Origin of the sequence: Rhodococcus sp. CH91 (assembly GCF_022554085.1) — a bacterium.
GTDB lineage: Bacteria > Actinomycetota > Actinomycetes > Mycobacteriales > Mycobacteriaceae > Rhodococcus.
This window is the reverse complement of the sequence record NZ_JAKFYR010000009.1, coordinates 66046-90310: the sequence shown is the minus strand read 5'-3', so window position 1 is coordinate 90310 and position 24265 is coordinate 66046. Positions and strand designations below refer to the sequence as shown.

The 24265-nt window shown below is 68.0% G+C and carries 22 protein-coding genes; 10 read left to right on the top strand and 12 right to left on the bottom strand.

The window, feature by feature from the left end; all coding sequences use genetic code 11:
- Nucleotides 1–11: 11 nt before the first annotated feature.
- A complete protein-coding gene (locus MOM01_RS17360) occupies nucleotides 12–1070 on the top strand; it encodes a serine aminopeptidase domain-containing protein (RefSeq protein ID WP_241386680.1) in 1059 nt (352 codons plus the stop codon).
- Between the two features lie 61 nt (nucleotides 1071–1131).
- Nucleotides 1132–1746, top strand: a complete 615-nt coding sequence (locus MOM01_RS17355) for a flavodoxin family protein (RefSeq protein WP_241386679.1) — start codon at nucleotides 1132–1134, stop codon at nucleotides 1744–1746.
- A 10-nt stretch (nucleotides 1747–1756) separates the two neighbouring features.
- Here MOM01_RS17355 and MOM01_RS17350 read toward each other — a convergent pair whose 3' ends face one another.
- The 11 genes from MOM01_RS17350 to MOM01_RS17300 all read right to left on the bottom strand — a co-directional run bounded on the left by MOM01_RS17350 (nucleotide 1757) and on the right by MOM01_RS17300 (nucleotide 13557).
- Entirely contained in the window at nucleotides 1757–2545 is a 789-nt protein-coding gene (locus MOM01_RS17350) for an ABC transporter permease (protein WP_277609906.1), read from the bottom strand.
- A gap of 11 nt (nucleotides 2546–2556) precedes the next feature.
- Complete coding sequence (locus tag MOM01_RS17345) at nucleotides 2557–3534, bottom strand: ATP-binding cassette domain-containing protein (protein ID WP_241386677.1); 978 nt, start codon at nucleotides 3532–3534, stop codon at nucleotides 2557–2559.
- Between the two features lie 128 nt (nucleotides 3535–3662).
- Nucleotides 3663–4499, bottom strand: a complete 837-nt coding sequence (locus MOM01_RS17340; protein WP_241386676.1) for a mycofactocin-coupled SDR family oxidoreductase — start codon at nucleotides 4497–4499, stop codon at nucleotides 3663–3665.
- Between the two features lie 103 nt (nucleotides 4500–4602).
- Nucleotides 4603–5028, bottom strand: coding sequence for a DUF7144 family membrane protein (locus MOM01_RS17335; RefSeq protein ID WP_241386675.1), 426 nt, complete (start codon nucleotides 5026–5028; stop codon nucleotides 4603–4605).
- A 101-nt stretch (nucleotides 5029–5129) separates the two neighbouring features.
- On the bottom strand, nucleotides 5130–6536 hold the full coding sequence (locus MOM01_RS17330; RefSeq protein WP_241386674.1) for a DUF2252 domain-containing protein: 1407 nt from the start codon (nucleotides 6534–6536) through the stop codon (nucleotides 5130–5132).
- A gap of 71 nt (nucleotides 6537–6607) precedes the next feature.
- Nucleotides 6608–7777 (bottom strand): lipid-transfer protein, encoded by a 1170-nt coding sequence (locus MOM01_RS17325; RefSeq protein ID WP_241386673.1) that lies wholly within the window; start codon nucleotides 7775–7777, stop codon nucleotides 6608–6610.
- Nucleotides 7774–8178 carry a MaoC family dehydratase gene (locus MOM01_RS17320; RefSeq protein ID WP_241386672.1) on the bottom strand — a complete coding sequence of 135 codons (405 nt, stop codon included), beginning with the start codon at nucleotides 8176–8178 and terminating at the stop codon, nucleotides 7774–7776. The genes MOM01_RS17325 and MOM01_RS17320 overlap by 4 nt, the downstream gene beginning before the upstream one ends.
- A complete protein-coding gene (locus MOM01_RS17315; protein WP_241386671.1) occupies nucleotides 8175–9158 on the bottom strand; it encodes a bifunctional MaoC family dehydratase N-terminal/OB-fold nucleic acid binding domain-containing protein in 984 nt (327 codons plus the stop codon). The genes MOM01_RS17320 and MOM01_RS17315 overlap by 4 nt, the downstream gene beginning before the upstream one ends.
- A 14-nt stretch (nucleotides 9159–9172) precedes the next feature.
- Nucleotides 9173–10324 carry an acyl-CoA dehydrogenase family protein gene (locus tag MOM01_RS17310; protein ID WP_241386670.1) on the bottom strand — a complete coding sequence of 384 codons (1152 nt, stop codon included), beginning with the start codon at nucleotides 10322–10324 and terminating at the stop codon, nucleotides 9173–9175.
- Nucleotides 10309–11352: an acyl-CoA dehydrogenase family protein gene (locus MOM01_RS17305; protein ID WP_241386669.1), complete on the bottom strand. Its 1044-nt coding sequence runs from the start codon at nucleotides 11350–11352 to the stop codon at nucleotides 10309–10311. The genes MOM01_RS17310 and MOM01_RS17305 overlap by 16 nt, the downstream gene beginning before the upstream one ends.
- Nucleotides 11353–11421: 69 nt before the next feature.
- Nucleotides 11422–13557, bottom strand: coding sequence for an acyl-CoA dehydrogenase (locus MOM01_RS17300; RefSeq protein WP_241386668.1), 2136 nt, complete (start codon nucleotides 13555–13557; stop codon nucleotides 11422–11424).
- Between the two features lie 89 nt (nucleotides 13558–13646).
- Between MOM01_RS17300 and kstR the strand changes: the two genes are divergently transcribed.
- Nucleotides 13647–14306: a cholesterol catabolism transcriptional regulator KstR gene (kstR, locus tag MOM01_RS17295; protein ID WP_241386667.1), complete on the top strand. Its 660-nt coding sequence runs from the start codon at nucleotides 13647–13649 to the stop codon at nucleotides 14304–14306.
- 92 nt (nucleotides 14307–14398) lie between these two features.
- Nucleotides 14399–16975, top strand: coding sequence for a trehalose-phosphatase (gene otsB / locus MOM01_RS17290; protein WP_241386666.1), 2577 nt, complete (start codon nucleotides 14399–14401; stop codon nucleotides 16973–16975).
- Nucleotides 16976–17009: 34 nt separating this feature from the next.
- Here otsB and MOM01_RS17285 read toward each other — a convergent pair whose 3' ends face one another.
- On the bottom strand, nucleotides 17010–18116 hold the full coding sequence (locus MOM01_RS17285; RefSeq protein ID WP_241386665.1) for a LacI family DNA-binding transcriptional regulator: 1107 nt from the start codon (nucleotides 18114–18116) through the stop codon (nucleotides 17010–17012).
- Nucleotides 18117–18288: 172 nt separating this feature from the next.
- Between MOM01_RS17285 and MOM01_RS17280 the strand changes: the two genes are divergently transcribed.
- The 6 genes from MOM01_RS17280 (at nucleotide 18289) to MOM01_RS17255 (ending at nucleotide 24201) form a co-directional block, all read left to right on the top strand.
- Nucleotides 18289–19320: a metal ABC transporter solute-binding protein, Zn/Mn family gene (locus MOM01_RS17280; protein WP_374112321.1), complete on the top strand. Its 1032-nt coding sequence runs from the start codon at nucleotides 18289–18291 to the stop codon at nucleotides 19318–19320.
- 26 nt (nucleotides 19321–19346) lie between these two features.
- Nucleotides 19347–20210 carry a metal ABC transporter ATP-binding protein gene (locus MOM01_RS17275; RefSeq protein WP_241386664.1) on the top strand — a complete coding sequence of 288 codons (864 nt, stop codon included), beginning with the start codon at nucleotides 19347–19349 and terminating at the stop codon, nucleotides 20208–20210.
- Nucleotides 20207–21091: a metal ABC transporter permease gene (locus MOM01_RS17270; protein ID WP_241386663.1), complete on the top strand. Its 885-nt coding sequence runs from the start codon at nucleotides 20207–20209 to the stop codon at nucleotides 21089–21091. Before MOM01_RS17275 ends, MOM01_RS17270 begins: the two co-directional genes overlap by 4 nt.
- 98 nt (nucleotides 21092–21189) lie before the next feature.
- Entirely contained in the window at nucleotides 21190–22800 is a 1611-nt protein-coding gene (locus tag MOM01_RS17265; RefSeq protein WP_241386662.1) for a GMC oxidoreductase, read from the top strand.
- Nucleotides 22801–22809: 9 nt separating this feature from the next.
- Entirely contained in the window at nucleotides 22810–23583 is a 774-nt protein-coding gene (locus tag MOM01_RS17260; RefSeq protein WP_241386661.1) for a LamB/YcsF family protein, read from the top strand.
- 9 nt (nucleotides 23584–23592) lie between these two features.
- The gene (locus MOM01_RS17255) at nucleotides 23593–24201 is read left to right on the top strand and encodes a 5-oxoprolinase subunit B family protein (protein ID WP_241386660.1); all 609 of its coding nucleotides are present in this window, start codon (nucleotides 23593–23595) and stop codon (nucleotides 24199–24201) included.
- The last annotated feature ends 64 nt before the right edge of the window (nucleotides 24202–24265 follow it).

Below are 24265 nucleotides of genomic sequence, written 5' to 3'. Positions count from 1 at the left end.
GGGTTCGCGCCATGCGGAACATGCGAAGGTGGATCGGTGCTGCAGCTGTGCCCGTGCTGGTGCTCGCGGGAGGTGCGACCCTCTCCGGAACGGCAACGGCTCTTCCCGATACGGGATCGGTCGCCGGTGCGGTCGGCAACGACAGCGCGGTGGCCTTCGACGCCGACGGCACCACCTTCCACGGCAGTCTCCGTACGCCGGAAATCCCCGCGGTCGCGGCCGCGCTGCTGTTGCCGGGAAGCGGACCCACCGATCGCAACGGCAACCAGCCCGGTATCGCATCCGACACCCTGGTGCGCCTCGCGGACACACTCGCGACCCACGGCATCGCGAGTCTGCGCTTCGACAAGATCGGCGCCGGTGAGACAGGCCTCGGGGCCTACACCCCCGAGACCGTCGGTGAGTACGGTTTCACCGACCAGGTCGATCATGCCGAGGCAGCAGCACGACTGCTCGCCGAGCGTACGGGCGTCGCCCCCACGGACATCCTCGTGCTCGGCCACAGCGAAGGTGCACTGACCGCTCTCGCGCTGGCCGACCGTGGTGTCGGTGACGGATTCGCGCTGCTGCAGCCGCTACCCATGCGCTATCTGGATCTTCTGTCCGCTCAGCTCACCGCGCTCGCCGATTCCGGACAACTCGGCGCCGACGCCGACGCGGTGCGAGCCGAGCTCCCGCGCACCGTCGAATCCCTGCGCACCACCGGTACCGTCCCTGCCGACCAGCATCCGATCGTCGCACAACTCGGTCTGAATGCGGCGAATGCGAAGTTCCTGGCCGAAGCGGACAGTCTCGATCCGCGTGAATCCGCCTCCACCTTGGCAGCCGGCACACCGGTACTACTCACCTGCTCGGACAAGGATCTCAACGTCAGCTGCGCACAGGTGGAGGGGCTGCGCACGGCCCTCGGACACACCGACCTGCAGTTCGCGCATCTGACGACCGCGAATCACGGCCTCGAGGAACTGGGCCCCCTGCAGCCCGGGCCGGCCGACCTGGTGGCGCTTCTGCCGCCCTCGTTCGAATTCTCGGCAGCGCTCGACGCGTGGGCTTCCGAACTCGGACGCTGACTTCACCCATACGCTCCGGGGACGCAGGTGTGCAGCCCCGGAGCTCGGGTACCCCCACGACATGACCGCACTGCATGCCGTCGCGCTCAACTGCACTCTCAAGCCGTCTCCCGCCGAGTCCAGCACCGACAAGATGGTTGCCCACGTGCTCGAGGCCCTGTCGGAACACGACGTGAGCGCCGACACCGTCCGAGTCGTCGATTTCGACGTCAGGCCCGGTGTGGAGGCCGATATGGGCGATGGGGATCAGTGGCCGGACATCGTCGAACGGATCGCCGCGGCCGACATCCTCCTCGTGGCCACACCGACCTGGGTGGGACACATGTCGAGCGTCGCCCAGCGGGTTCTCGAGCGACTCGACGCCGAACTGTCGAACACCGACGACGAGAACCGGCCGCGCATGGTGGGCAAGGTCGGAATCGCCGCCGTGGTCGGGAACGAGGACGGTGCGCACAAGATCGTCGCCGATCTGTTCCAGAGCCTCAACGACATCGGTTTCACCGTCCCCGCCCAGGGGTCGACCTACTGGAACGGGGAGGCGATGTCGGGCACCGACTTCAAGGACCTCGAGGAGATCCCCGAAGCGGTGCGCTCGACCACCGGATCGGTCGCCCGCAATGCGGTCCACCTGGCGAAGCTGCTGCGGGAACGGCGCTACCCGCCCTATCCGGGATGAGCGCCACCCATCAGCGGCTGACGGCCTTCTGATATCTGTGAATCGCGAACGGCACGAAGATGATCAGCATGAGTGCCGTCCACAACAGCGACGCGAGGACCGGATTCTGCAGCGGCCACACATCCGGTGGCGGCACCATGGGGTTGGTGTTGCCGAACAACTCGCGTACCGCCTGCGTCAGCGCCGACATGGGATTCCATTCGGCGATGGTGCGCAGCACCGGCGGCATCGACGACGGATCGACGAAGGTGTTCGCGATGAACGACAGCGGGAAGATCACCATGAAACTCGCGTTGTTGAACACTTCCGGTGTGCGGATCCACATACCCACCACCGCCATCACCCAGGACAGTGCATAGGCGAACAGGAGGAGAAGCAGATAACCCGCGAGGGCTTCCCCCAGCGAACTGTGGATCCGCCAGCCCACGACGAGGCCGGTCAACGACATCACCACGAGACTGACCACATTGATCAGCACGTCCGTGGTGGTACGGCCGATGAGCACGGCGGACGGCGCCATGGGCAGTGACCGGAACCGGTCGATGATGCCCTTCTGGAGATCCTCGACCATGCCCAGGCCCGTCCACGTCGATCCGAAGATGACCGTCTGGGTGAAGATGCCGGCAATGAGGAACTCCCGGTACGACACGCCGGGAACCTCGATCGCACTACCGAACACGTAGGCGAACAGCAGCACGAACATGATCGGCGACAGGGTCGTGAACACGAGCAGATCGGGTACACGCTTGATCTTGATCATGTTGCGCTTGGCGATGGTGAGGCCGTCGGATGCGACCATCTCGAGCGTGTTCACGACACCGCCTCCTCGATCTTCTCGTCCGCCCCTCGCCCCGTGAGGGTGAGGAACACGTCGTCCAGCGTCGGTTTCCGCAGAGCCACGTCGGACACCCGGATACCGGCGGCCGACAGCTTGCCCAGTACCGTCACGAGACCGTCGGCTCCCCCACCGGAATCCCCACTGACCGGCACGGTGATCCGGCCGGTACTGCGCTCGACCCGGATCTCACCCGACGCGAGGGCCTCGAGTTCGCAGATCGCCCGATCGCGGTGATCGATCTCGGGCACACCCAGCTCGATCCGTTCCCCGCCGACGAGGCTCTTGAGCTCGTCGGAGGTACCGCGGGCGATCACCTTGCCTCGATCGATCACCGCGATGTCGTCGGCGAGACGTTCGGCTTCCTCCATGTACTGAGTGGTCAGCAGCAGCGTGGTTCCGCGCTGCACCAGCGTGTCGATGACCTCCCACAACCCGAGCCGCGCGCGCGGATCGAGGCCTGTGGTGGGCTCGTCGAGGAACAGCACCGGAGGCTCGGCGACGAGAGCACCCGCGAGATCGAGCCGGCGCCGCATACCTCCGGAATAGCCTTTGACCGGGCGATCACCGGCCTCCTCGAGGTCGAACTGCTCGAGCAGTTCCCGCGCCCGCCGGCGACTTCGTTTGATGCCGAGGTGGTACAAGCGGCCGACCATCTCGAGGTTCTCGAACCCCGTGAGGTATTCGTCGACCGCGGCGTACTGCCCCGACGCGCCGATGTGGGAACGGAGCGCCCGCGCCTCGGTGAACACGTCGTATCCCGCCACTTCGGCGCGACCGGCGTCCGGAACGAGCAGCGTGGTCAGGACCCGCACCGTCGTCGTCTTGCCGGCCCCGTTGGGACCGAGCAGGGCGGTGACAGTGCCTTCCGGAACCCGCAGATCGACTCCGTCGAGTGCTTTGACCTGCCCGTATGTCTTGATCAGTCCTTCTGCAACTATGGCATCGGCCATGAGTTTCTCCCTGACTGTGGTGGCTAGCACAGTGTGCACGAAGAGACCGACACGATTCGACAGGTTTTTTCATCGCGCCGACACCGGCTCCGGGCGATCACACCGGCGCCGGAGCCCGGGCGGAGTGCTCAGCCCGTCACGCGAGCGGCATTGCCGGCATCGATCGGCAGCACGGTGCCGGAGATGTGCGCGGAGGCCTCGTCTGCGAAGAAGAGGACGGCCCGGGTGATCTCGGCGGGTTCGAGCCACGGGACCGGTTGCGCGTGCAGGGATGCGAACACGGGCGCGACGTCGTCGGCGGTCGGGTGTTCGAGGTCCGGGCGGAGCATCCCGTAGAGCGCGTCGTTGTGGATCATCGGCGTGGAGATGTTGCCCGGGGCGACGGCGTTGACGGTGATCCCGTTCTGGGCGAGATCGAGTGCCGCGCTCTTGGTCAGGCCGATCACGCCCCACTTCGACGCCGCATAGGCGGCCATGTTGGTGTTCCCCGCCCGGCCGAGCATGGACGAGACCGTGACGATCCGTCCGTAACCCCGCTCGATCATTCCGGGGGCCACCGCGGCGATGGTGTTGAAGACACCCGTGAGGTTGGACGAGATCGCTTCGTCCCACATCGCCTGAGGCATGAGCTGGACCGGTGCCGCGACCGACACCCCGGCATTGGCGACCGCGATGTCGATTCGGCCCAGTTCCTCGTGAGCGCGGGCGACCAGGCCCTCGACCGCGGACCGGTCGGCGGTGTCGAGCGTCGCCGAAACGACCCGGCGGCCGGTGGCCTCGACGAGGCGCACGGTCTCCGCCAGATCTTCTTCCGTGGCGAGCGGATATCCCACCACGGGCGAATCGGCACACCGATCGCAGACGACCAGATCCGCTCCCGCGTCGGCGAATGCGACGGCGTGCGAGCGTCCCTGACCGCGCGCTGCCCCCGTCACGAATGCGACCCTGCCCTCGAAACTGCTCATGACTGCCCTTCCGTCCGCGTGGTTACCTCACTTGTACCGTGTCGTACCGTGAGGCCCCCCTCGCCGTCCCGGACACCGGACGTGCCCGATGCCCGGGACGAGATCAGAGGGTGGGGACACGCGGATTCCAGGTCGCGATCGCCCAGATGACGATCACGTCGAGCGCGATGATGAGGATCGACCACCACGGGTAGTAGGGCAGCCAGAGGAAGTTCGCGACGATCGACAGTGCCGCGAGGATGATCGCCGTCACCCGCGCCCAGGTGGCTCCGCTGAAGAGCGCGAGGCCTGTGAGGATGACGAGCACACCGATGACGATGTGGATCCAGCCCCAGGTGGTGAAGTCGAACTTGTAGACGTAGTCCAGGCCGCGGACGAACACCTCGTCCTCGGTGACCGCCGCGATGCCCTGGAGCAACGACAGGATGCCCAGGGTGATCAGAATGATTGCCGCGCCGAAAGAAGCACCGGCTGCGAATCCCTGACGGACCTCACCGGTCGCCCGGTGCGCACGCACATCTTCGGACATATCGATCCCTTTCACGAAGTGGATGACGCCGCAAGTATGCGGGGGAAAGTCTTCGCCGGTACTCGATTTCCGCAGAAAAGGTTGGCTACGAACGCCGCCCCTCACAGTCCTGTCCGCACCTTCACCCGCCCCTGGTCCACCGCCTCGCGCAGTGCCTGCAGGTCTCGCTCGTTCCGGTCCGCGTACGCCACTGCGAAAGATGCGAGCGCATCGTCGAACTCCTCGCTCGATCCGAGATAGGCCGCGAGCGCGACGCGATCCCCTCCCCTCGCGTGACCGAAGGCGAGGACCCGTGCACACAACCGGCCGTACAGCTTCATGCCTTCGGGCACCATCTCCTCGATCACGGCGGAGCCCTTGCCGTCGCGCAGCTGACGCATGTAGAAATCGCGTTGCACGCCGTCGGCACCCGGCCCCTGCTGCCATCCGAGGAAGATGTCGCTGGCCGACTGCATGAGTCGCTGGCCGTTCACGACGCGCTCGCCCTCGTTCTCGTAGGTGGGCCCGTCGAGGTAGAACGACAGCACGGAACGCTGCGCTTCCTTCGCCTGGATGAACAGCGGATCGTCGTCATCCGCTCCGCGCAACAGGAGAATCCACACCCTCGTGCCCACGCTTCCCACGCCCACCACCTTCCGCGCCGCCTGCACGAGCTCGAACTCTTCGAGAAGCAGGCGCCGATCCCACTGGAGAGTGGCGCGATACGAACGGATGCGGTGACATAGTTCGTCGTAGATCGCGTCGGCGTCGAGATCGGCGAAGACCTCTTCGAGCGGCACGATCAACGGAGGGTCGCTGACGATCCGCCGTCGGCCGTCGACGAGGGTGGTGAGTTTGTCCAGTGCCTGGAGATGGTTGCGCCGTGACGCCTTGGCGAGTGCCTTCCGGGTACGTTTCACCATCTTCTCGTCGGGCCGGTCCATCACTTCCGACAATTCGACGGTGGGATCGATACGGGAGTACCACACGGCGAGATTTCCGAGTTCCGCTTGCCTGCACATGGTCTCGCGGTACTCCGCGGCGCAGGATTTCGTGATCCGCCGGCGTTCCTTCACCGTGAACCCGTTGTCCCGTCCTGCGATCTCGAGGCTCGCGACGAGACGCCGGACGTCCCAATCGAAGGGGCCCGGGTAGGTCTCGTCGAAGTCGTCGACGTCGAAGGCCGTCCGGCGTTCCGGCGTCGCGAACAGACCGAAATTGCTCGCGTGGGCATCACCGCACAGCCGCGTGTACAGACCGCTGCTCGGGGTACGCGACAGATCGTCCGCCATCACCAGGGCACTGCCGCGGTAGAACGCGAAGGCCGACTCCGCCATGCGTCCGTAGCGGACCGGGACGAGCTGGGGGATGCGGGTCCGCGCCTGGCTCTCGAGCAGCGCGATCGGATCCCGGGACGATTCCGCGAGGTCGGCGAGCGATGCGAGCGGGGCGGCGTGCCGAGCGGCGAGACCGTTCTGTACCCGCTGCTCACGCGTCGGATGTCCCGCATGTCCGTTCTTGTCCGACATGGCTTCCTCCACGTGGATCGCGCCGGATCGTGTGTACATCCTAGGCTGATCGGCGTGGATCCTGTTCCGTGTCAGGAACGCAACAGCACCAGTCCCGAGGTCGGAACACCGGTTCCGGCGGTGACGAGGACGTGTTCGGCGCCGTCGACCTGGTTGACCGCGGTACCGCGGATCTGCCGGACCCCTTCGGCGATGCCGTTCATCCCGTGGATGTAGGCCTCGCCGAGCTGCCCTCCGTGGGTGTTGATCGGTAGCCGCCCGCCGAGCCGGATGCCGTCCGCGACGAAATCCTTGGCTTCACCCCGCCCGCAGAACCCGAGTTCTTCGAGTTGCATGAGCACGTACGGGGTGAAGTGGTCGTAGAGCACGGCCGTCGCGATGTCCTGCGGACCTATTCCCGCCTGTTTCCACAGCTGATCGCCGACGATGCCCATCTCGGGCAGACCCGTGAGCCCGTCCCGGTAGTAGCTCGTCATGATGTACTGGTCCGGCCCGCTCCCCTGTGCGGCCGCCGCGATCACCGCAGGGGTCTGCTTCAGGTCCTTCGCTCGTTCGGCGCTCGTGACGACGAGCGCCACACCGCCGTCCGATTCCTGGCAGCAGTCGAGCAGGTGCAGCGGTTCGGCGATCCAGCGCGAGTTCTGGTGGTCCTCGAGGGTGATCGGCTTGCCGTAGAAGAAGGCCCGGGGATTGGTCGCTGCGTGGGCCCGGTCGGCCACGGCGACGGCTCCGAAATCGGCGCTCGTCGCACCCGAGACGTGCATGTAGCGCTGAGCCACCATCGCCACGAACGAGGCGGGGGTGCTCAATCCGTGCGGATAGGAGAAGGAGTTGTCCGTCCCGGACGAATTCACCTGCGCGGCAAGTGCGGTGTTCACCTGACCGAAGCGGGATCCGGAACGCTCGTTGAACGCCCGGTATGCGACGACGACGTCCGCCACACCCGTCGCGACGGCCATCGCCGCCTGCTGCACCGTCGCACATGCCGCACCGCCCCCGTAATGGATGCGGGAGAAGAACTTCAGCTCGGGAATACCCACCGAACGAGCCACGGCCACTTCGGTGTTGGTGTCCATCGTGAACGACACCAGGCCGTCGACGTCGGCCGGGGTCAGTCCCGCGTCGTCGAGGGCGGAGCGCACCGCCTCGGCGGCGAGCCGTAGTTCGCTGCGCCCGGAATCCTTCGAGAAGTCCGTCGCGCCGATGCCGGCGATCGCCGCCGCACCCGACAGTCCGGTCATGCGACGCCTCCGATCACGAAAGTGGCTACGGCCGTGATGTGTTTGCCCAAGCTGTTGGTGCCGGTGATGTCGACGGTGACCAGTCCGTCGTCCACGGAGGTGACGGTTCCGGTCAGGGTCAGGGTGTCGTAGGCGTGCCAGGGCACACCCAGTCTCAGCGAGATCGACTTCACCACTGCTCGCGGGCCTGCCCAGTCGGTGACATAACGCTGCACGAGACCCGTGTCGGTGAGGATGTTGACGAAGATGTCCTTCGAGCCGCGTTGCTGTGCCTTGTCGCGGTCGTGGTGCACGTCCTGGAAGTCGCGCGTGGCCAGAGCCGTCGACACGATGAAGGTCGGGTCTCCGTGGATCGACAGGGACGGCAGCTTCTCACCCGCTGAAACGGTCGGGGCACTCACACGTCCTCCTCGACGGGTGTCCACGCATACAGGGTCCACGGCTGTCCACCCGTCTCGTCGTCGCCGGGGAAATCGAGATAGGTCGCTTCCACCGGCATCCCGATGTGCACGTCGGCCGGGTCGACATCCCGTAGTTCGCCGAGCATCCGCACACCTTCGTCGAGTTCCACGAGAGCGACGACGAAAGGCACCCGCCGACCCGGCACCTTCGGGGCGTGGTGGACGACGAAGCTGAACACCCTTCCACGGCCGGAGGACACGACGTAGTCGGTCGTCTCGGACTTGTCGAGCCATATCGCCGGAACCGGCGGATGCTGCACGGTGCCGTCGGGCCGCCGCTGGATGCGCAGTTCGTGCGCTGCCACGCCGTCCCAGAAGAACTGCGTGTCGTGCGACACGGACGGGCGGAGCAGCCGAGCGGGGTCGAGATCGTCGGGTACCGCTGCGACGGGTGCGGCATCCGTCTTCGCCGGCGGGGCGAACTTCAGTATGCGGAAGAGCATTTCGGCGACGACCTCGTCGCCGACCTTCCACAGGTTGCGGGTGGTGAAGAACCACCCCTCTCCGAGTCCGGTCTTCTTCGGGCCCACGACGTCCTCGAGCGTGGACTCGATCGTCACCTCCTCGCCGTGGCGGAGGTAGCGATGGTAGATCTGGTCGCAGTTGGTAGCCACCACGGAGGTGAATCCGGCGTCGTCGAGGATCTGCGTCATCCGCCCGAGCGGATCGTCCTTCTCGCGTTCGGCGCCGAGACCGCGCATCGTCCACACCTGCGCCATGGCAGGCGGGGCGACGAGCCCGCCGTGGCCCGCGGCGATCGCCGCGGATTCGTCGGTGTAGATCGGATTGTCGTCGCCGATCGCCTCGAGCCAGTTGCGGATCATCGGCAGGTTCACCGGGTCGCGGCCGGGCCGGGGTGCGGACGAGCCGTCGCTCCGGACCCGGTCGGCCGCCCGGAGGATCTCCTCGGGGGTGCTCATCGAATTCTCCTGTGTCACCGCGGCACCCGTGGCATCCCGAGACCGGCCGTTGCTATCAGTTCGCGCATCACCTCGTTGACTCCACCGCCGAAGGTGATGACGACGTTGCGCTTGGCCATCATGTCGAGCCAGCGCAGCAGTTCGGCGGTGTCGTCGTCGGCCGGATCGCCGAAGGCGCCGACGATCTCCTCCGCGATGCGCCCGATCCGCTGGATCCGCTCGGTGGCGAAGACCTTGGTCGCCGACGCGTCGGCGATGTCCACTGCGTCGTTGCTGCTCGCCGCGACCTGCCAGTTGAGCAGTTCGTTGAGTCTCCACGTCGCGTGGATCTCCCCGAGCGCTCGCCGCACCTCGGGTCGATCCTGCAGGTCGTGGGCGCGTACCCAGTCGACGAGGCGGTCGTAGATGCCTGCCACGCGACCGGCCGGCCCGAGCATGACGCGTTCGTGGTTGAGCTGGGTGGTGATGAGCTTCCAGCCCTTGTTCTCCTCACCGACGAGCATCTCCACCGGTACGCGCACGTCGCTGTAATAGGTGGCGTTGACGTGGTGTGCGCCGTCGCACGTGATGATCGGGGTCCAGGTGAATCCCGGATCCTTCGTGTCGACGATGAGGACCGAGATGCCCCGATGACGCGAGTCGGCGGGACCGGTGCGAACGGCGAGCCAGATGTAGTCGGCGTCGTGGCCGCCGGTGGTGAAGATCTTCTGGCCGTTGACGATGTAGTGGTCGCCGTCGCGGACGGCGGTCGTGCGCAGTGCTGCGAGGTCGGTCCCGGCCTCCGGTTCGGAATAGCCGATCGCGAAGTGGACCTCTCCGGCCAGGATGGCGGGGAGGAACTTCCGCTTCTGTTCGTCCGTCCCGTAGACCTGCAGGGTCGGTCCGACGGTCTGCAGCGTGACGCTCGGCAGCGGGATGTCCGCTCGCACGGCTTCGTTCGCGAAGATCTGTTGTTCGACGTCGCCGAATCCGCGGCCGCCGAACTCGACCGGCCATCCGACGCCGAGCCATCCGTCCTTGCCCATGCGGCGCACGACCTCGCGGTAGGTGGGACCGTGACGTTCGGTGCGCATGATCTCGGCTTCGCGGGGCGAGACGAGGTCGGCGAAGTATCTGCGCAGTTCGGCTTGCAGTGCGCGCTGGTCGTCGGTCAGATCGATGAACACCGGGCCCCCACGAGGTCGAGTCGGTACGAGGCACCGCCGAGCAACCGGACGAGGTCCTTGGCGGCCGACGAATATCTGTGCAGCGGATAGGTCTCGTCCACGCCGATACCGCCGTGCAGGTGGTGCAGCACGCGCATCGCCGGGGGAAGTTCGGCTGCGATCCAGTACGCGGTCACATCGAGATCGTCCGCGGGGTCGAGTCCTTCGGAAAGGCGCCACACCGACGACAGTGCCGCGACGTGCAGGGTGCGGGCGGTGACGTAGACATCGGCGATCTGCTGCGCGACGGCCTGGAAGGTCGCGAGCGGCTTGCCGAACTGGTGCCGTTCGCTGACATGCTTCGCGGTGAGTTCCGTCGCGCCCGACAGCAGTCCGTCGGAGAAGGTCGCCAGGGCGGCGAGGGCGAAGCGGTAGAGCGTCGGCACCGCGTCCACGCCGGAATTCGCGAGAAGGACGCCCACGGCCCCCTCGGCACGCAACGAGAACTCGGGCGCACCGGTGGACGTCGGGCTCGGACGCAGCGTCACCCCGGGGGCGTCCGGAGCGAGCGCCACCACCCCGGCGTCGGTGGGCAGCAGCACCGTGCGGGCCCGATCGGCGTAGGGCACGGCGACGAAGGACCCGGTGACCGCGTAGCCGCCGTCGGTGTCGACCGCAGTGGCGGCGGGTCGCTCCGGGAAGGCACGGCCGGGTTCACCGAGGGCGGCCGTCAGCACGGTGCCCTCGGAGACGCCGGCGAGCAGTTCGTCCTGCTGATCGCCGGAGGCGAGCGCGAGGATCGGCAGCACGCCGAAGCCCAGCGTGGCCAGAGCGGGGGTCTGTGCCGCGCCACGCCCGATCTCCGTGAGGACGGTGGCCACCTCCGCCGCACCCAGCCCCGAACCTCCGAGACGTTCGGGCAGGGCGAGCGACAGCAGGTCGGCGTCGGCGAGCGCGGACCACAGGGCCCCGTCGTCGAGGCCGCGTTTCAGGAGGCCGGCCGCGACGCCGGCGATCTCCTCCTGGGTCTCGTCACGTGCGAAGTCCACCCTCACCCACCTTTGATGTAGAACGTGTTCCAGTTGTAGCACCTCCGGGACACCCGGCGGAAGGACTCCTCAGCCGCGCGGCAACCCGAGGAGCCGTTCCGCCGCGACGGTGAGCAGGATCTGCTCGGTGCCGCCGGCGATCGTCAGGCAGCGGGTGTTGAGGAACTCGCGGGTGAGCGGGCCTTCCACCCAGCCGGCCTCCCCCGCGAGATCCATCGCGAGTTCGGCGGTGTCCTGCCGTTGCCGCACGCCGATGAGTTTGCGCACACTCGACGCGGCACCCGGATCCTGGCCTTCGAGTTGCGCGAGGGTGGCCCGCAGGTCGAGCAACGATCCGACCGTGGCCTCACCGATCTGCACCGCGATGCGGTCCTCGGCCACCGGGTCTCCCGGCTCCGAGAGCGCGAGCAACTCTTCGATCCGCGGACCGAGTGACGACTTCCCGCCCATCGCGACACGTTCGTTGGCGAGGGTGGTGCGGGCGAGTTTCCAGCCGTCGCCGAGTTGCCCGACCACACACTCGTCCGGAACGAAGACCCCATCGAGGAAGACCTCGTTGAACAGGGCGTCGCCTGTGATCTCCCGCAGCGGCGAGATCGTGATGCCCGCGGACTTCATGTCGACGAGGAAGTACGTGATGCCCTTGTGCTTGGGAACGTCGCGGTCGGTGCGGGCGAGGCAGATCGCCCAGTCGGCCTCGTGCGCGAGCGAGGTCCACACCTTCTGTCCGCTCAGCACCCATCCGCCGTCGACCTTCTCGGCACTCGTGCGCAGTGCCGCGAGATCGGACCCGGCTCCGGGTTCCGAGAACAACTGGCACCACACCACGTCGCCGCGCAGGGTGGGCATCACGAATCGTTCGATCTGTTCCGCTGTGCCGTGTTCGAGAATCGTCGGCACCGCCCACCAGCCGATCACGAGATCGGGGCGTTCGATTCCGGCCGCCGCGAGTTCTTCCTGGACGATCAGTTGTTCGGCGGCACCGGCGCCTCTCCCGTAGGGCGGCGGCCAGTGCGGTGCCAGACAACCCGATTCGGCGAGAGCGATGCGCCGTTCCGATTCGGGCCTGCCCGCGATCCGTTCGATCTCCTCGCGGATGCGTGCCCGCTCGTCGTGGTGTCCCGAGAGGTCGATACCCAGATGGCGGCGCGCACCCTGGCGGATCAGGCCGGTCAACCGCGCTCGCCACCGGGTGGAGCCACCGAGCACCTGCCGGGTGGCGACCGCACGACGAAGGTAGAAGTGCGCATCGTGCTCCCAGGTGAAGCCGATACCGCCGAGGACCTGGATCGCGTCCTTCGCCGTCTGTACCGCGGCATCGAGGGCGACCGCGGCCGCCACTGCGGCGGAGACGGGCAGTTCCTCCGGCTGCGCATCGACGGTGACCGCCGCGTCCCATGCCACTGCACGGATCTTCTCCGTCCGGCAGAGCATTTCGGCGCAGATGTGCTTGATCGCCTGGAACGAGCCGATCGGCTTGCCGAACTGCTCGCGGATCTTCGCGTACTCGACCGCGGTGGTCAGCGCCCAGCCGGCGAGACCGGCGAGTTCCGCGGCGGCGAGGCCGGCGGCGAGGTCGCGCACGAATCCGGACGGGACGGTCGCGACCCTGTCGGCGTCGACGGTCGCGCCGTCGAGCCGCACACGTGCCAGCGCGCGGGAGGCGTCGATGCTGTCGAGCGGTTCGACGCGCAGGCCGGGATCGCCGGCCTCGACCAGCGCCCAGCGCTCGGCCTCACCGTCGAGCCGCACGAGTACCGCGACGTCCGCTTCCGCCCCCAGGGCGGGCCCCGCATCGCCGCGGAGCACGAATCCGTCGCCCACCGGTTCGGCGGCCACGCACGAGTCGACGGCGAGCGCGGTGGGGATCGCCCCTTCGGCGAGCCGGGCCGTGGTCTTGGCCACAGGCTCCCCCGCGCGACCGAAGACGAGAGCCGCGACCGCGGTGGTGAGAACGGGGCCCGGCGCGAGTTCGTGGGCGGCTCGTTCGAGCATCACCGCCAGGTCGACGGCCGTCGCTCCGAGCCCGCCCGAATCCTCGGGCACGGCAACACCGAACAGTCCGAGTTCTGCGAGGGACGACCAACCGTCGCGCCACGTCGCATCGCCTCCGCGACGTATCGTCGAGAGGGGGTCGACAGCTCGTGACCAGGCCTGCACAGACGCCTGGACGGCCCACTGCTCCTCGGTCGTGGCGATACTCACAGCGGTTTCCGCCCTTCCGAATGACATCATTGCTAGAACGTGTTCTAATATGACACCGGTTCAGAGTCAAGGCGTGAGGAAACGAATTTATGGCCACCCCGTCCCGCTCCCGTGCCAACGGTCACGGAACGCTGACCGCCCTCACGGAGGACGATCTCAGCTCCAACGCCCAGAAGGAACGGCGCAAGCGGATTCTCGACGCCACCCTGGCGCTCGCGTCCAAGGGCGGTTACGAGGCGGTGCAGATGCGAGCGGTCGCAGAACGCGCCGACGTGGCGGTCGGAACTCTCTACCGGTACTTCCCTTCCAAGGTGCACCTGCTGGTCTCGGCCCTCGGGCGTGAATTCGCCCGCATCGAGGGCAAGGGCCGGATCCCACCCGGCCACAGCCCGCTCGAACGCATGCACCTCATCCTGGGCCTGATCACGAAGGCGATGCAGCGCGACCCCCTGCTCACCGAAGCCATGACACGGGCGTTCATGTTCGCCGACGCCTCGGCGGCGGCCGAGGTCGATCAGGTCGGCACCCTCATGGACCGATTGTTCGCGAGGGCCATGAACGACGGGGAGCCCACCGAGGAGGAACTCGCCATCGCGCGTGTCATCAGCGACGTGTGGCTGTCGAATCTCGTCGCATGGCTCACGCGCCGTTCGTCGGCCACCGATGTCGCTCGCCGACTCGAACTGACCGTGGATCTGCTGCTCGGCGACGGCTCCCGCACTCCGAAGATGGTCTCGTCGGGCAATTGAGTCCACGCCGGGCCTCGGCTGTAACGGGAAACACTCCGCCGCAGCCACCGCACGACCGGCTTCCCGCGCGACTCTGACCTAACGTGGATCAGGTGAGTGCCCACGACCTTCCGATCGAACTTCGACGTGCTCTGGTGGCTGTCGCGCGGACGCCGCGACTGCTCGTGGCGACCGACTACGACGGCACCATCTCCCCCATCGTGACCGACCCCGAGAAGGCCTACCCACACGACGAGGCGGTCCGGGCGTTGCGGGGCCTCGCCGCCCTTCCGTCGACCTCCGCCGCCGTCATCTCCGGTCGCGCCCTCAAGGATCTCGCCGCCCTCTCGCGGCTGCCGGTCGAGGTGAAGCTCGTCGGCAGCCACGGCTCCGAGTTCGACATCGGCTTCGTGCACGAGATCGACCCGGACGCCAAGGAACTGCTCGACACGATCGTCGAGGGGCTGCGCGCGGTGGCCTCCCGGTTCGACGGCGTGCGGGTGGAGATCAAGCCCGCGAGTGCGGCGCTGCACGTGCGCAACGCGACCGAGGACGACGCCCGGCAGGCGCTCGACCTGGTCCGCAACGATCTCGCGCTGCGGCCGGGCGTCCAGGTCACCGAGGGCAAGGCGGTGATCGAACTGTCCGTCGTGCCCACCGACAAGGGCGAGGCCCTCGACATCATCCGGCACCAGGAGGCTGCCACGGCAGCCGTCTTCTTCGGTGACGACGTCACCGACGAGAAGGCCTTCCGCTCCCTTCAGGGACCGGACGTCGGCGTGAAGATCGGCGACGGCGACACCGCCGCCGAATACCGGGTGCGCACCAGCGAGGAGGTCATCGCGGCGCTCGCCTTCCTGCTCGAGGAACGCCGCACCTGGCTGTCAGGAGCGCACGCCACGCCGATCGAACGCCTGACGATGCTGGCGAGTCCCCGCTCGAAGGCGCTGGTGACACCCGACGGCAGCATCACCTGGATGTGCCATCCCGAGCCGGATTCCGCCGCGGTCTTCGCCCATCTGCTCGGCGGCGAGGCCGCCGGTCACTTCACCATCGGCCCCACCCGCCAGGCGCTTCCGCTCAGCCAGCGGTATGTCGACTCGACGATGACGGTGGTGACCCGGTGGGCATCGCTCGCCGTGATCGACTACCTGCCGCACGACGTCGAGACCGGCCGCACGGATCTGACCCGCGTGATCACCGGGCGCGCGAGTGCGGTGATCACCTTCGCGCCGCGTCCGGAATTCGGGCAGGGCCAGGTCACCCTCGAGGCCGAGGACGACGGCATCCGGGTGATGGGTTTCAACGAGCCCTACGTCCTGCGTTCTCCCGGCGTGCGGTGGGACATCACGACCGACGGGGCGCATCAGACCGCGCACGCGGTCGTCGACCCGACCGACAACGACATCGTTCTCGAACTCCGTTGCGGCACGGATGATCTCAGCGCACACCCGGTTCCCGAGAACGAACGCCGGGCACAGGCCGAAGCGTACTGGCACACGTGGGCCTCGCACCTCCAGCTGCCTCCGGTCAAGCCCGACCTCGTCAAGCGGTCCGCGCTGACCCTTCGCGGTCTGGTCCACGAGCCGACCGGCTCGATCCTCGCCGCGGCGACCACCTCGCTTCCCGAAGAGATCGGCGGGGTCCGCAACTGGGATTACCGGTACTGCTGGTTGCGCGACGCCGCGCTCACCGCGCAGGCACTCGTGCGGGTCGGGTCGCCCGAGGAGGCCGAGAACTATCTCGACTGGGTCCACCGGGTCCTCGAGACCGTTCCCGGCCCCGAGCGGCTGCACCCGCTGTACACACTCGCCGGTGGGCCGCTCCCGCCCGAAGCGGTCCTCGACGCGCTGCCCGGATACGCCGGCTCACGGCCCGTGCGTATCGGGAACGCCGCCAACCAGCAGGTACAACTCGATGTCTTCGGTCCGATCGTCGATCTCATCACCGACCTCGCGCATCACCGGGAGGAACGCGGCGTCCCGCACGATCGAGCCCTCACCGACCGAGACTGGGAGCTCGTCTGCTCCATGGTCACGGCTGTGGAAAGGCGCTGGTTCGAACCCGACCACGGCATCTGGGAGATCCGCCACGCGCCGCGGCACCACGTGTACTCGAAGGTCATGGGATGGCTCACCGTAGACCGGGCGTTGACGCTCGCCGAGAAGTTCGGCCGCCCGGCGGGTGAGAACTGGGCGGCATTGCGCGACGAGATCGCCGAAGAGGTCACGGTCAAGGGATGGAACGACGAGGTCCAGTCCTTCACCGCCGCCTACGACGGCACCGATCTCGACGCGGCCACACTGTTCATCGGCCTCACCGGCCTCGTCGACCCGCAGGACGAGCGGTTCCGGGCGACGGTGCACGCCACCGAGCGGGAGTTGCGCAGCGGCTCGACCGTCTACCGCTACCGCAGCGACGACGGCCTGCCCGGCACCGAGGGCGGGTTCCACCTGTGCGCGGCGTGGCTCGTGGCGGCCTATCTGCTGATCGGGCAGCGGAACGACGCCGAAGCGCTGTTCGCACAGATGGTCGCGGCGGCGGGCCCGACCGGTCTGCTCAGCGAGGAGTACGACCCGATCGCGGAGCGCTCCCTGGGCAACCATCCGCAGGCATACAGCCATATCGGCCTGTTGCGCTGCGCTCAGCTGCTGTCCGGATCGAAGGCCATGAGCACCCGGACGGTCTGACGGGCGGCCCGGGCCGGGGCCGCGGTGGACGGGGTTACTCCGCGTACCACTCGTTCTCGACCCGGCCGGAGGTGGCACCGAACCACAACCGTGTCCCGAGCGTCTCGAGCGTGGGCACACCGGAATGCGACGGGGCGGCGAGAAGCAGTTCGCCCGCCCGTCGGCCCTTGTCCTTCTGCGGCTGCCGCACCGTCGTGAGGCCCTCGCGGAGGGCCTCGTCGATCCCGTCGAATCCGGTGATCGACAGGTGTCCGGGCACATCGAGGCCCATCTGGTTGGCCCAGGCGAGTGCGCCGAGCGCGAGTACGTCGGTCGTGCACACGAGCGCGGTGATGCGCGGGTTGACCCGCATGATCTGCGCCGCGGCCGACAGCCCGTCCTCCGAGGTGTGCGTGTAGCGCTCCACTACGGTGAGCGAGTCCGCAGCGAGCCCCGCGGCGCGCATCGCGTCCTGGACGCCGCGGATGCGTTCGCGCTGCACGTGGAAGCCGTCGCCCTCGAGGATCGCCAGGTCGACCACTCCGTCGTGTCGCTCCCGGCCGAGACGCATCGACAACATGCCGATCTCACGGTGGCCGAGCTCGATGAGGTGAGCGGCGAGATCCCGCATCGCCCGGCGGTCGTCGATCCCCACCACGGGGGTGTTGTCGAGACCCCGCGGCTGGTCGCATGCGACGACGGGCAGGTGCCGCTCGAGCACCGCCGCGAGATAGGGATCCTCCGGAGGGACCGAGTACACGACGAAGCCGTCGACGGAGGAGCGATGCACCACCTGCGCGGCCTCGTCGTCGGTCCGGCCGGGTCCGGCGGGGATGAGCAGCAGTCCCTGTCCTGCCGCTTCGCAGGCCTCGGACAGTCCCGACAGGAAGCTCATGGCCGCAGGGTCCCGGAAGGAGTAGCTCAGCGCCTCGGTGAGGAGGACCCCGACCGCGCCGGCCTTGCGGGTGCGCAGGGACCGCGCCATCGGATCCGGTCCGGCGTATCCGCGTCGCTTGGCGACTTCGAGGACTCGCTCGCGCAGTTCGGCGGACAACTGGTCGGGCCGGTTGTAGGCGTTGGAGACCGTGGTGCGGGAGATCTTCAGCTCGGCGGCGATGGACGCCAGTGTCGCCTGTCGGCGGGGCTGACGGGACCTGGACATGATGGGACCGTAGTCCTGTGGCCATGGTCACGACGAACCGGGGACGGTAGGAGTGGTTCACGGCGTCCGCTAAAGTGGAACGGTAACGGTTACCAATAACGTTTGGGTGGGTCGCTCGGTCGTTCCGGACCCCGTTCGTCGAAGACCGCCCCGATCCTCAGGAGAAGAAACTGTGCGACTGTCCTCCCGCACTGCGCTCGCCGCCGCCGCGGTAGCCTGCGTCACCGCGCTCGCGGGATGCGGCACCGATACGTCCGGGCCGGACGACGACACGCTCCGTGTCGTCGCCTCCACCAACGTGTGGGGCTCGATCGCCCAGGCGGTGGCGGGCGACCGCGTCGAAGTGGAATCGCTGATCACCGAACCCTCGGCCGACCCCCACTCCTACGAGGCGAGCCCCCTCGATGCCGCGGCGATCGGCGATGCCTCGCTCGTGGTCTACAACGGCGGTGGGTACGACCAGTTCGTCGACGACATCCTCGCCGCCGGCGGCGAACGGCCGGAGACCGTGGAGGCCTTCTCACTGTTCGAGTCCGGTGCGTATTCGGACCTGCATGCAGGTCACGATCACGGAACCGATGCGGGAGCAGGCGAAACCGGATCGGCGACAACCACTTCGGAAGATCATTCACACGAGGGCGACGACCACTCACACGACGGGCACGACCACAGCGGCGTCAACGAACACGTCTGGTACGACCTCGCGACCGCCGACGCCGTCGCCCATGCGGTCGCCGAGAAGCTCTCCGAGCTCGATCCCGAGGGCGCCGCGACCTACGAGGCCAACGCCGCAGCATTCCACGAGAACCTGCACTACGTCTCGGATGTCGTCGAGAAGATCGCCGATGCGCACGGCGGAACTCCCGTCGCCCAGACCGAGACCATCGGGCACTACCTCGTGCAGGCCGCGATGCTCGACGACGTCACGCCTCCGGACTTCACCAACGCCATCGAGAACGGCACCGATCCCTCCCCCGCCGCCATCGCGACGACACGGCAACTGCTGGTCGACAATCAGGTTCGCGCCCTGATCTACAACCCGCAGACGGAGGATCGGGTCAGCCGCGAGATGCGCACCGCAGCCGAATCGGCGGGCATCCCCGTGGTCGAGGTTTCCGAAACCCTGCCCGAAGGTGTCGACTACATTCAGTGGCAGGCCCGGACCGCCGAGACCCTCGCCGCCGCGCTCGACAACGCATCCTGACCATCCGATCGAGAACACGGACTTCGGTGACTCCTCCTCCCTCCGACCGCACCCCCACGGTCGAACTCCGCGACGCACGACTGGCATTCGGTGAGCGTGTGCTCTGGGACGGGCTCGACCTCACCGTCGAGCCCGGCGAGTTCCTGGCGGTGCTCGGCCCCAACGGTGCCGGTAAGACGTCACTGCTCAAGGTCTTGCTCGGTCAGCTCCCCCTCACCTCGGGCACGGTGACGATCGCCGGGCAGTCCGTCCGTGCCGGGAACTCCTACGTCGGTTACGTACCGCAGCAGAAGTCCCTCGACGAGGCCGTGCCGCTGCGGGGACGCGATCTCGTGGGGCTCGGCATGGACGGTCACCTCTGGGGAACCGGCGTGCGTACCCGCAGACGCCGGCGCGTCGCGGTGGACGATGCGATCGCGCAGGTCGGCGCGCAGGCCTTCGCCGGCGCCCCGATCGGAAGTCTCTCCGGGGGCGAGCAACAGCGCCTGCGTATCGCTCAGGCGCTCGTGGGAGATCCCCGCGTGCTCCTGTGCGACGAACCTCTGCTGAGTCTCGATCTGGCCAACCAGCACCTCGTGTCGTCGCTCATCGACCGGCGGCGACGCGACCACGACACCTCCGTCCTGTTCGTCACCCACGAGATCAACCCGATCCTGCCGCTGGTCGATCGCGTGCTCTACCTCGTCGACGGGCAGTTCCGTGTCGGTTCTCCCTCCGAGGTGATGACCTCGAAGGTGCTCTCGGAGCTCTACCGCACCGAGGTCGAAGTACTCGAGATGCGCGGACGACTCGTGGTCGTCGGCACCGGCGACGCCATCGACGCGCTCGGCAGCGCGGGCGGACTGCGTCCCGGGGAAGGCGTCCACCACGACCACGAGGATCTCGCATGAGCAGCAAGTTCACCGACGCCATGGGCCGGATGTTCGACTTCGAGACGACCCTCGAACTCCTGCAGTACGACTTCGTCCAGCAGGCGCTCGTCGCCGGAGCGATCCTCGGACTGCTCGCCGGCGTGATCGGCCCCCTGATCATCAGCCGGCAGATGGCGTTCTCCGTGCACGGCACCTCCGAACTCTCGCTCACCGGTGCCGCCGCCGCGCTGATCATCGGTGTGTCGGTGGGGGTCGGCGCGGTCGCGGGGGCCGTGATCGCCGCGATTCTCTTCGGCGTACTGGGAACCCGTGCACGCGAACGGGACTCCGTCATCGGTGTGGTGATGTCCTTCGGCCTCGGCCTCGCGGTCCTGCTGCTGTGGGCCTACGACGGACGTACCGGTGCGGCCTTCTCGTTGCTCACCGGTCAGATCGTGGCACCCGGCGGCACGGGCATCGCGCTGCTCGCGGCGTGCGCGGCCGTCGTGATCCTCACCCTCCTGGTGATCTACCGTCCCCTGTTGTTCGCGAGTACCGACCCGGAGGTCGCGGCGGCCCGCGGCGTCCCCGTCCGCGGGCTGTCCATCGTGTTCGCCGTGCTCGTGGGCGTCACCGCCGCACTCGGCGTCCAGATCGTCGGTGCGCTGCTGGTGATGGCACTGCTCATCACCCCGGCCGCGGCTGCGGCACGCGTGGCGAGCGGACCGCTCGCCGCCACCGTGCTGGCGGTGATCTTCGCGGAGATCTCGGCGGTCGGCGGCATCCTGCTCGCGCTGGCGCCGGGCGTGCCGGTCTCGGCGTTCATCACGACGATCGCCTTCGTCATCTACATGGTGTGCCGTGTGATCGGCACCGCCCGCAAGCGACGCGGCGCCGGTCGCGTCGCGGTCGCCGCCTGATCCCCGAGCGGAAAGCGATCTTGACGCTCCTCGCGGCGCTTGCCTAGATTTCCGAGTCGGTTCCGGTAGCGGGACGTCACAGACATCGGGGGTCGAGAGTGCAGCACGTCACGCGCCGTTCCTTCCTCACGGGAGCGGCCGCGGCCGCCGGTCTCGTCCTCACCGCAGGCGGCGCAGCCCAGGCGGTCCCGGGTATCCCCGCCCGCGTGAACACCGTGCCGCTCACCCACGAGGAACACGGAGTGGTCGTCGTCGGTACCGGCTTCGGCGGCGGGGTGACCGCTCTGCGACTCGCGCAGGCCGGGATACGAGTACACATGCTCGAGCGCGGTATCCGGTGGCCCACCGGTCCGAACGCGAACACCTTCCCTCGCGTCGACAATCCCGACAAGCGGTTTCTGTGGCACCGTTCGAACCCGGAGGTGTTCGGCCGCCGTCTCGCGTTCGAGCCGTACACCGGACTCGTCGAAGCCGTCGTCGGCGAGAACATGACCGCCCTGTGCGCCGCCGGAGTGGGTGGCGGATCGCTCGTCTACCAGGGCATGTCGCTGCAGCCCAGCGAATCGGTGTTCGCCGCGAACTTCCCGGGCGAGCTCGACTGGGGGCTGCTCGACCGCGTGCACTACCCACGGGTCGCGCAGATGCTGCGCCTGGCAGTGGCACCGGACGAACTCGTCGCGAGCCCCAACTACGCGACGTCGCGGATCTTCGCCGAGCGTGCCCGCAATGCCGGACTGCCGGTCGACAAGATCCCGATGCCGATCGACTGGAACTTCGCGCTCGCCGAACTCCGCGGAGAGATGGCCCCCGCCTACACCGACGGCTCGGGCGCCATGGGGGTCAACAACGGCGGGAAGCATTCCGTCGACGTCACCTACATCGCGGAGGCCGAAGCCACCGGCCTGGTGACCGTCGCGACGCAACACGAGGTCACCGACATCGAGCGCCGCAAGGACGGCCGGTGGACGGTGCACGTGAACCACATCGACACCTCGGGCACGGTCGTCGAGAACAAGATCCTCACCACCGACGCACTGGTGTTGTCGGCGGGCACGATGAACACCACCCGGCTGCTGATGAAGGCGGCAGCGAAAGGACTGGTCCCGGACCTGCCCGAGGGCATCGGGCAGGGCTGGGGATCCAACGCCGACCGCATCTACCTGTGGACGAACCTCGAGGAGGAGTTCGGTCTCGTGCAGGGCGGCCCGGTCGTCTACGGCAGCAAGAACTGGAACGACCCGCACGCCGCCTTCACCGTCATCCAGGCCTCCATCCCCGGCTTCCACGGCATCGACATGCGTAGCACGGTCATGGTGGGCTTCGGAGTCAGTGAGGGTCGCGGACACTTCGTCTACGACGCCGGTCGCGACGATGCCGTCCTGCGCTGGCCGCACGAAGGGGATTCGTCGGTCCAGACCGGCTGCATCGATCCCACCGTGCGCCGTATCGCCGGCGAACGCAGCATCCTGACCGACACGAACGCGATCGTCCCGTCGACCTGGCACCCTCTCGGCGGTGCGAGCATGGGGACGGTGTGCGATCTCGAGGGCCGGGTGCTCGGGCAGCGCGGACTGTACGTGCTCGACGGGGCACTCATGCCGGGCAACACCGCCGCGTGCAATCCGTCGATGACGATCGCCGCGATCGTCGAACGCGCCCTCGACGACATCGTCGCTCGTGACGTCGGAACGGTCTTCCGGGCGGCCTAGACTCGGAGCGTGACCCGCATCGACCTCAACAGCGATCTCGGCGAGAGTTACGGCCAGTGGCGTCTGGGCGACGACGAGACCATGCTCGACATCGTCACCAGCGCCAACGTGGCGTGCGGTTTCCACGCGGGCGACCCGGCGACCCTGCTGAGCACCTGTCACGGCGCGGCGAAGCGCGCCGTGCGAATCGGTGCGCAGGTCGGGTACAACGACCTGGCCGGCTTCGGTCGCCGCTTCATCGAGGTACCGGCGGCCGACCTGACCGCCGAGATCATCTACCAGATCGGCGCACTCGACGGCCTCGCGCGCGCGGCCGGGTCGGCGGTCAGCTACGTCAAACCGCACGGAGCGCTGTACAACGCGATAGTCCATCACCGGGAGCAGGCCCGAGCCGTCGTGGATGCGGTGCGCGCCTACGATTCCTCCCTGCCCGTGCTCGGACTGCCCGGCTCCGCCTTCCTCGAGGAAGCCGAACGGTCCGGTCTGGCCGTGGTCACCGAGGCGTTCGCAGACCGCGCCTACACTCCGGACGGCACGCTCGTCTCGCGCCGTGAACCCGGTGCGGTGCTGCACAATCCGGACGAGGTCGCCGAACGGGTACTGCGCATGGTCACCGAAGGAGTGGTCCGTGCGATCGACGGAAGTGACGTGCGCGTGCGCGCGCAATCCGTGTGCATCCACGGCGACTCGCCCGACGCCACGGCGATGGCCGTCGCGGTACGTACCCGTCTCGACGCCGAGAACATCGACATCCGGGCGTTCGTAGACCACCGGGAGCCGTGAGGTACACCGATGAGGATCCTGCGTGCCGGTGACAGCGCGTTGCTCGCCGAATTCGCTTCCCTGGACATCGTTCTCGCGCACTTCCGGGCCTTGGACCAGGACCGGGCGCGCGGGGTCGTCGACCTCGTCCCCGCGGCGCGGACGCTGCTGGTGTGTTTCGATGCCTCCGAGACCGACGTGCAGGACGTGCACCGGTGGATCGCCACCACCGCGCCGCTTCCCGTGGACGCCGCCACCGTCGAGGAAGTGACGCTCGAAGTCCGTTACGACGGCGACGATCTCGAAGAGGTCGGGGAACTGACCGGTCTCGGGGCGGAGGGGGTGGTCACCGCCCACACGACCTGCACGTGGACCGTCGCGTTCGGCGGCTTCGCGCCCGGCTTCGCGTATCTCACCGGCGGTGACCCCCGGCTGCACGTGCCGCGCCGGAGCTCACCGCGCACCACGGTTCCGGCCGGTGCCGTCGGGCTCGCAGGCGAGTTCTCGGGCGTCTATCCCCGGCAGTCACCCGGAGGGTGGCAGCTGATCGGAACTTCCGAAGCGCCGCTGTGGCAACCTGATCGGACACCCGCTGCCCTGCTGCGCCCGGGGCGGACGGTTCGATTCGTCGCGATCTGAAGGCCGGCGGTCCCCGAGGAGAGGTCCGCCCCCGCCGTGATCCGCGTCGCGCGGAACCGTCACC